9 protein-coding genes are annotated in these 7,880 nt (G+C 68.5%); 1 reads left to right on the plus strand and 8 read right to left on the minus strand.

Annotated features, from left to right (window positions below):
* The 8 genes from OOT08_RS08430 to OOT08_RS08465 all read right to left on the minus strand — a co-directional run.
* Positions 1-364: S26 family signal peptidase (locus OOT08_RS08430; RefSeq protein WP_325092184.1), on the minus strand; the 364-nt coding region annotated here is incomplete at its 3' end.
* A gap of 4 nt (positions 365-368) precedes the next feature.
* On the minus strand, positions 369-1,007 hold the full coding sequence (locus OOT08_RS08435) for a SipW-dependent-type signal peptide-containing protein (protein ID WP_325092185.1): 639 nt from the start codon (positions 1,005-1,007) through the stop codon (positions 369-371).
* 8 nt (positions 1,008-1,015) lie between these two features.
* Entirely contained in the window at positions 1,016-1,603 is a 588-nt protein-coding gene (locus OOT08_RS08440; protein ID WP_325092186.1) for a SipW-dependent-type signal peptide-containing protein, read from the minus strand.
* A 178-nt stretch (positions 1,604-1,781) separates the two neighbouring features.
* Positions 1,782-2,684: a c-type cytochrome biogenesis protein CcsB gene (ccsB, locus tag OOT08_RS08445; RefSeq protein ID WP_325092884.1), complete on the minus strand. Its 903-nt coding sequence runs from the start codon at positions 2,682-2,684 to the stop codon at positions 1,782-1,784.
* A 75-nt stretch (positions 2,685-2,759) separates the two neighbouring features.
* Positions 2,760-4,400 carry a cytochrome c biogenesis protein ResB gene (resB, locus tag OOT08_RS08450; protein WP_325092187.1) on the minus strand — a complete coding sequence of 547 codons (1,641 nt, stop codon included), beginning with the start codon at positions 4,398-4,400 and terminating at the stop codon, positions 2,760-2,762.
* Positions 4,384-5,127, minus strand: a complete 744-nt coding sequence (locus OOT08_RS08455) for a cytochrome c biogenesis CcdA family protein (protein WP_325092188.1) — start codon at positions 5,125-5,127, stop codon at positions 4,384-4,386. The genes resB and OOT08_RS08455 overlap by 17 nt, the downstream gene beginning before the upstream one ends.
* A gap of 3 nt (positions 5,128-5,130) precedes the next feature.
* Entirely contained in the window at positions 5,131-5,745 is a 615-nt protein-coding gene (locus OOT08_RS08460) for a TlpA family protein disulfide reductase (RefSeq protein ID WP_325092189.1), read from the minus strand.
* A complete protein-coding gene (locus OOT08_RS08465) occupies positions 5,742-6,386 on the minus strand; it encodes a histidine phosphatase family protein (RefSeq protein WP_325092190.1) in 645 nt (214 codons plus the stop codon). Before OOT08_RS08465 ends, OOT08_RS08460 begins: the two co-directional genes overlap by 4 nt.
* 163 nt (positions 6,387-6,549) lie before the next feature.
* Between OOT08_RS08465 and aspS the strand changes: the two genes are divergently transcribed.
* A partial coding sequence (gene aspS / locus OOT08_RS08470) for an aspartate--tRNA(Asn) ligase (protein ID WP_325092885.1) occupies positions 6,550-7,880 on the plus strand: 1,331 nt, incomplete at its 3' end.

Here is a 7,880-nt window from a genome sequence, read left to right on the forward strand (position 1 = left end):
TCCGGCCCCGGTCGATCAGATAGGGCTCGGGGTCGTCCGCGTCGTTCGCGTCGCCCCGCATGGTGACCGAGCGCTGCGCCGGGTCCGGACCCGGCGCAACGCCAACCACCCGGTGGGTGATGGGCAGCGCGCCGGGCCGGTCGACCGTGAGCACGTCGCCGACCCGAATCTGCGTCGCGGGAATCTCCCGGACCAGCGCTGCGGACCCGGCGGGGATGGTCGGGGCCATGGATCCGGTGGTGAACATGATGATCGACACGTGAAACAGCTGCGCCGCGAGCACGAGCACGATGCAGATCACCCCGCCGATCGCCGCCAGCGTGAGCAGGCCCTCCCGGAGGAGCACGAGCGCCCGCCCCGTCACGGCGCTACCCCGTTGAGCCGAGCAGCGACCAGGTGGGTTGCACCTGACCGCCCTGGGCCGTGTTCGGCGCCGTCTTCGGCAGCGTCACGACGAAGCAGACGGTCGCCGTGTTCTGCGCGTTGGGGAGCAGGGCGACCGCCGGCACACTCGGCAGGCTCCCGATCCCGGTGACGGTCACCCCGGGGGTCGTCGCCGTGCAGTTCGCCTGGCCCGCCCCCGGCTGCACGGCGACGGAGGCGGTCACCGTGAGCGCGTTGCCGAAGGCCAGGTTCGCCCCGGCGAGTGGGGCGCCAGCCAGGGTGACCCCGCTCAGCGTGAGCGTGCCCCCGACCGTGCCTGTCGCCTGCACCTGCGCCCAGCCGACCCGGGTCTCCCCGGGCACCATGGCGCCGGTGGGCACCTGCACCGTCGCGGGGGAACCCGGCCCGTGGCTCACGAAGGGGTCGGCGAGCGCCGTCCGCGAGGCGAGCGTGAAGGTGCCCGCGGTGAACGTCGCTCGGCCGGTCTCGGTGCCCGTCCAGGCCGCGAGCGTGAGTGTGGAGCCCACGCCGAGCACCAGGCCTCCCGCGAGCAGGGCGCGGAGGCGCGTGCCCCCGAATCTCCCGCGCCGAGGCCCTCGCCTCGGCGGGGCAGCGTGCCGCATGACGACCCTTAGGAGGTGACGGCGTCGAACTGCCAGGTGACCGTGCCGGTGGCCCCCTGGGAGAAGCTACTCTGCTCGGCCGCGGTCACGCGGAGACACAGGTTGACCACGTCGTCCGGGCTCATCGTGAAGCTCTCGGCGGAGCCAGCGGCGAAGTCAGCGCTCCCGTCACACCCCCAGGCCGGGACCACGGCGGAGGAGAAGCTCAGCTCCCCCGCGGCGAAGGTGCCGTCCACGACGGGGTCGACCGCGGTCACCGTGGCGTCGTTCGAGCCCTCCAGCTTGACCGCGTAGGGCAGGTACGTTTCGTCCCCAGGCGCGAGGTTTAAGACGTCCCCGGTCACCGTCAGCGAGGCGGCGGCTCCCGCGCTGGGGTGGGACGCGAAGGTGACCCCGTCGGTGCTTCCGGTGAACGCGAAGCTCCCTGCCGCGAACTGGGCCTTGGCGAACTCGGAGCCGTTCCAGGCGGCGAGCGTGACCGCGGCCCCGAGGCCGAGGACGAGTCCCCCCGCGAGGAGCGCTCGAACCCGGCGCGAGCGGAACCCCGTGGCCGGTTCCTGCGCGGACGGAGCGGTGTCTGAACTGAGCTGTGACATGGTATCCCCCCAAATCAACCGACGACGGTGCCGGTGCGTGTAGCTCGAAGATACCCCCTCGGGTACCCGGGTTCAAGACCCTCGGCACATTCTTCGGAGGGGGTGCCCGACCCCGGGAAACGGCGAACGCCCCGCCCCGGGAAACGGGGCGGGGCGTTCGGCGAGCGCTCGGTCGGGGTTAGAGGCCCGAGTACGCGTGCAGGCCCTCGAAGTACACGTTCACAATCGTGTAGTTGAAGACGATCGCGCCGAAGGCGATGATGGACAACCAAGCGGAACGGTTCCCGCGCCAGCCGCGGGTCGCGCGGGCGTGAATGTACCCGGCGTAGAGCACCCAGATAATGAAGGTCCAGACCTCCTTGGTGTCCCACCCCCAGTAGCGCCCCCAGGCCTGCTCAGCCCAGATCGACCCGGCGATGAGGGTGAACGTCCAGAACACGAAGCCGAGGATCGCCGTCCGATAGGAGATGTCCTCCAGGCGGTCCGAGTTCGGGAAGGTCGCAAGGAAGCGCATCTTCGAGGGGCCGGACTCGGGGTCCTTCGCGCGCACCTCACGGCGCGACTGCATGAGCTGCAGGATGGAGAGCCCGAACGACAGCGCGAAGAACCCGATGGCGAGCACCGCGACGAGGATGTGGATGACGATCCAGTACGAGTCGAGTGCCGGCGGCAGCGGAATGATCTCGACGTAGTAGTTGATCTTCGCGATGAGCAGGAAGAGCACGGTCATGCCCGTGATGAGCACGCCGAGGAACCGGATGTCGACGAAGAACTGCGCGACGATGAACAGCAGCACGATGCCGAGCATCGCCGTGAGCGCGAACTCGTACATGTTGGCCCAGGGCACCCGCTCGGCGGCGACGCCGCGCAGGACGGTCGCCGCGAGGTGCGCGAACCAGCCCAGCACGGTCAGCGAGAAGCCGATCCGCAGCGAGCGCGAGCGACGCGAGGTCCCCGCGGCGACCGCCGTGTCGCTGGAGCGGTTCGCGAGGTCGACCGCGAAGAACACGAACGCGATCGAGTAGATGACGACCGCGCTGTACAGCGCGAGCGTCGAGTATGTTTCTAGCGTCTCAAGCACAATTCTCACTTCTCATCGTCAGACGATTCCCCTCAGCTAGGGTACCCTGCCCCGGGCGGGCGCTCATGATGGTCATCACAGGCGGGTCCGGTGTTCTTCGCTGAGGTCGGCGACGGAACGGTCAAGGGTCGGGTCGTCGCCGCGCGCGAGGCCGGCGTACTGGAGGGTCACGCCGCCGTCACCCGGGATCGCCTTCACCCACAGCCGGCGACGCGGCACGAAGAGCGAGGACAGCAGCCCGGCGGTGGCCAGCAGCGCGAACACGAGCACCCACACCTGGGCGGGGTTGCGCATCACGTCGAAGGAGGCAAAGCGGGGGGCCGCGTCGAGCGAGATGGTGCCCATCCCGTTCGGCAGGTCCACGGTCTCGCCCATCTTCACGCGCAGCGACTTCGTGCCGGTGTCCCCGCCCGTGAGCCGCTCCATGTTCTCGGTGTCCAGGGTGTACACCGACTGCGGGATGCCCTCGTTGATCCCGAGGTCACCCACGAAGACGTCCAGGGTGAGCAGGGGGTCCGTGAGGTCCGAGAAACTTGAGGCCCAGGCACCCGAGTCCAGCTGCTTCGCCGTCGGGTAGAAGAACCCGCGCAGGCCGACCTGCTCGCCGAGGCCGAAGGGCACCTTGAGCACGCCCAGGGAGGTCAGGTTGGCGTCCTGCGGCAGGAACGGGGTGGACTCGCTGAAGACGGTCTCCCCCTCGGCGTTCTTCACCGTGACGGTGGGCGCGTAGCCGTTGCCGAGCAGGTAGATCTGGGAGCCGTACTCGCGCAGCGGATGGTTGACGCGGATCTGGCCGTCCTTCTCGGTGCCGTCCGTCTTGAACAACCGCACGTTCGCGGTGAAGTCGAGGGGCATGCCCGCGGCCGCCGCGTTCTCGTCGTCCGGGGACACGTACTGCACGTCGAGACTCTCGAAGCGCATCCCGAAGTTGTCGAGGGAGGCGTCGTCGAAGAACGCGCCCGGGTTCACGGTGTCGAAGTCGAGAATCGCGTTCGTGAGTGCCTCGCCCTCGACGAGCACGCGCTGGCCGTGGAAGCTCAGCCCGCCGCCGATGCCCATCGCGATGAGCACGCCGACGAGCGCCGAGTGGAAGACGAGGTTTCCCGTCTCGCGCAGGTAGCCGCGCTCCGCGGACACCGAGATGTCCCGCTTGGTGCGGCGCACGACCGTGCGGTACCGCTTCTTGTCCAGCATGTCCCGGGCCACGGCGATGGCCTGCTCGGCGACCGCGTCGGCCTCCTCGGCCGTCGCGCCCGCCTTCTCCAGGCGGGTCTCGGTGAAGCCGGCCATCCGGTTGAGCCGCGCGGGCGTCTTCGGCGGCTCGTTCCGCATCGCGACCCAGTGGTGCTTGATACGGGGCAGAACGCAGCCGATCAGGGAGACAAAGAGCAGAATGTAGATCGCGCCGAACCAGGCGGAGGAGTACACGTCGAAGCCCTGGATGGGGAAGGCGTCCAGGATTTTGAACAGCTCGGGGTTGTTCCGCTCGAAGGCGACCACGCCGTTGGGGTCGGCGCTGCGCTGCGGCAGCACGGAGCCCGGGATCGCGGCGACCGCGAGCAGGAGCAGCAGGATCAGCGCGACGCGCATACTGGTCAGCTGACGCCAGAACCAGCGTCCCCACCCGATGATGCCGAGGTCGGGGGACTCGACGCGGGCCTCGGTGTTCTTCGAGGCCGGCTGCGAGCCGTCATAAAAATCAGATGGGCGTGACATAACCGCCGATCACCGCCTGCAGGGCGAACATCATCTTGCTCCAGATTCCGGAGACCATGAGGAGGCCGATCACGATGAGCAGCCCACCTCCGATCAGGTTGATCACACGAATGTGGCGACGCAGGAACGTCGTGGTCTGGGCGACCCAGCCGAAGCCGAGGGCGACCAGGAGGAAGGGAATGCCGAGCCCGAGGCAGTAGAACAGCCCGAGGATCACGCCGCGCCCGACGGAGCCGCTCTGCATGCTCAGGGCCATGATCATCGTGAGGGTCGGCCCCATGCAGGGGGTCCAGCCGATCGCGAACACGGCGCCGAGCACGGGCGCACCCATGAGCCCGACCTTCGGCTTGAAGCGCATCTTCTTGGTCGTCTGCATGAAGCGCATCTGCCCCATGAACACGAGCCCCATCAGGATCACGAGCGCGCCCATGACCCGGGTCAAGACGTTTTCCCACTCCAGGAACCAGACGCCGACCGAGGCGCCGAGGCCCGTGATCGCCACGAAAATTGCGCTAAATCCGGCGATGAAGAGCCCGACGCCGGCCAGGAGACGGCCGCGGGTGCCCTTCCCCCCGTCATCGGCGGTGGCCACGCCGCCCACATAGGCGAGGTAGCCGGGAACGAGCGGGAGGACGCAGGGGGACGCGAAGGAGACGAGCCCCGCGGCGAGGGAGAGGAGCACTGCGATGAGCAGCTGCCCGTCCGTGATGATTTCGCCGATGCCCATCGCTTACTCGGCCTCGGCCTGGGTCTCCTTGATCAGCGTGCGGAGCTGCGAGGCTCCCGCGAGCTGACCGAGGACCCGGTGGGCCACGCGCCCCTCCGTGTCGAGGACGAGGGTCGTCGGCACCGCGTTCAGCGGCACCTGTCCGGCGAAGGCGCGCTGGGTCGCCCGGTTGTCCTTCGCGTCCATAATCGAGGGGAAGCCGATGCTGAACTCCTTCGCGAACTGGATGGCCTGCGCCTCCTGGTCGCGCGTGTTCACGCCGAGGAACTTGACGCCCTCTGGCATCATCTCGTCGGAGACCTCCTGGAGGTCGGGGGCCTCGGCGCGGCACGGCGGGCAGCCCGCGTACCAGAAGTTCACGACCGTGACGGAGCCCGCGTAGTCTGCGGAGTCGATCTCGGCGCCCGTCTCGTCCACGCCGGAGAACGCGACCGCCTCGGTCCGCGCCTCGGCTTCGATGCTCGTGGTGGAGCCGTCACCGGCGATGTAGCCCTTGTCGCTCGCGGAATTCCACTGCTGGGCCAGGGTGTCATTGGAGCTGCAGGCGCTGAGCACGAGGCCAGCGCCGAGCACGGCTGCGATGAGGGCGACACGGCGCCCTCGGGTCCTGCGGATCATACGGCGCCCACGTCCTTCGCTCCCTCGAGCAGTGCCTCGGCCGGGTTGCGGTAGTCGACCTCGACCCAGCGCCCGGCGCGGCGCTCGAATGAGGTGATGCTGGAGAGATCGCAGCGGCGGCTGCGGGGATCGTGGAACAGCGGTTTCCCGGCGACATCCAGGTGCGCCATCCAGATCGGCGACTGGTGGCTCACCATGACGATGTCCCCGCCCTCGACGCTGTCCCAGGCGGCGTCCATCGCGGCGCGCACCCGGAGCGCGACCTGGCGGTAGGGCTCGCCCCAGCTCGGCCGGAAGGGGTTCCAGAACTTGTGCCAGTTCTTCGGTTTCTTGAAGGCGGCCTCCGGGCCGCTGTTCACCTTGCCCTCGAACCAGTTGGTCGGCTCGATGATCCGCGGCTCCGTGTGGATCTCGAGCCCGAGCGCGCTCGCGATCGGGCGCGCGGACTGCTGGGCCCGCTCCAGGGGGGAAGCAAAGAGCCGGGCAACCTTGCGGTCGCTTCCGGCCAGCTCAAGCGCGGCGGCCTCGGCCATCTCGTGACCACGCTCGGAGAGACGGAATCCGGGGATCCGTCCATAGAGGACGCCATCGGGGTTATGAACCTCGCCGTGGCGCACCAAATGCAGCTGTTTCTCAGTCACGACCCCATTCTACGTTCGAGTCCTCTGAGAGTTCGCCCGGATCCTGAGCCGGGGCTCACCCGGGCCCGCCGCGCCGCGGAACCGCGCCCGCCGAGGGGTTCCCAGCGACGGTCACCCGGACGGGTTGACACGCCGGTAGACTGAGGGGGTGAGTGAACGCGTCTTGATCAAGAATCTGCAGGAGCACCCCGACGGCCCCGTAACGGTGTCCGGCTGGGTCGAAACCGTCCGCGACCAGAAGCGGGTGCAGTTCATCGTGCTGCGCGACGAGTCTGGCGCGGCCCAGCTCGTCAACAGCGCGGTGCGCGAGCTCGATCCCGAGGCGCCCGTCGAGAACGGCGAGGCGCGCCTGGCCGTGACCGAGGCCATCTCCGAGCTGTCCCACGGCAGCTTCATCACGGTCACGGGCGAGCTCATCCACAACGAGCGCGTGAAGCTCGGCGGCCTGGAGGTGAAGATCGAGGCGCTCTCGGTCATCACCCACGCCAACCCCGAGACCCCCATCGCCGACGACTCTGGCCTCGACAAGCGGCTCGACTGGCGCTTCCTCGACCTGCGCCGCCCCGAGCAGCAGCTCATCTTCCGGATCCAGACCACGATGCTGCACGCCTTCCGCACCGTGTGGATCGACAAGGGCTTCATCGAGATCCAGACCCCGAAGCTGATGGCCTCCGCGTCCGAGTCTCGCGCCGAGCTCTTCGAGCTGGAGTACTTCGAGGGCAAGGCGTACCTCGCTCAGAGCCCGCAGTTCTTCAAGCAGATGGCCCAGGCCGCCGGCTTCGGCGGCGTCTTTGAGGTCGGCCCCGCTTTCCGCGCCGACCACTCCTTCACCTCGCGCCACGCGACCGAGTTCACCTCCGTCGACATGGAGATGAGCTGGATTGACTCGCACCTCGACGTCGCCGACGTACACGAGGAGCTGCTCGTGACCGCCCTCACCGCGGTCAAGGAGAAGCACGGCGAGGACATTGAGCGCCTCTTCGGCATCACGGTCGAGGTGCCCAGCCGCCCGTTCCCGCGCATTCCGCTGGCCGAGGCCAAGGACATCGTCAAGCGCCGCGGCTACGAGGTGCCGCGCGACGACGCCGACATGGACCCCGAGGGCGAGCGCCAGATCTCGGCGTACGTCAAGGAGGAGCTCGGCCACGATTTCGTCTTCCTCACGGACTACGACAAGAGCATCCGCCCGTTCTACCACATGCGCAACCCCGAGAACCCGGAGCTGACCAACAGCTACGACCTCATCTACAACGGGGTCGAGATCTCCACGGGCGCGCAGCGCGAGCACCGCGTCGAGGTCCTGATCGAGCAGGCCAAGGAAAAGGGCATGGTCCCGGAGGAGCTGGACTTCTACCTGGACTTCTTCCGCTACGGCGTGCCCTCGCACGGCGGCTTCGGCATGGGCCTCGCCCGCGTCCTGATGCTGCTGCTCCAGCAGTCCTCGATCCGTGAGGTCACCTACCTGTTCCGCGGCCCGACCCGCCTCCAGCCCTA

The sequence above is a fragment of the Leucobacter sp. M11 genome (assembly GCF_035726885.1).
GTDB lineage: Bacteria > Actinomycetota > Actinomycetes > Actinomycetales > Microbacteriaceae > JAPFRB01.

Bases quoted from the DNA above. Each gene is read 5' to 3' on its own strand.
- OOT08_RS08460 (WP_325092189.1), bottom strand. From the start codon at position 5,745: ATGATCCGCAGGACCCGAGGGCGCCGTGTCGCCCTCATCGCAGCCGTG.
- OOT08_RS08455 (WP_325092188.1), bottom strand. From the start codon at position 5,127: ATGGGCATCGGCGAAATCATCACGGACGGGCAGCTGCTCATCGCAGTG.
- OOT08_RS08435 (WP_325092185.1), bottom strand. From the start codon at position 1,007: ATGCGGCACGCTGCCCCGCCGAGGCGAGGGCCTCGGCGCGGGAGATTC.
- OOT08_RS08440 (WP_325092186.1), bottom strand. From the start codon at position 1,603: ATGTCACAGCTCAGTTCAGACACCGCTCCGTCCGCGCAGGAACCGGCC.
- resB (WP_325092187.1), bottom strand. From the start codon at position 4,400: ATGTCACGCCCATCTGATTTTTATGACGGCTCGCAGCCGGCCTCGAAG.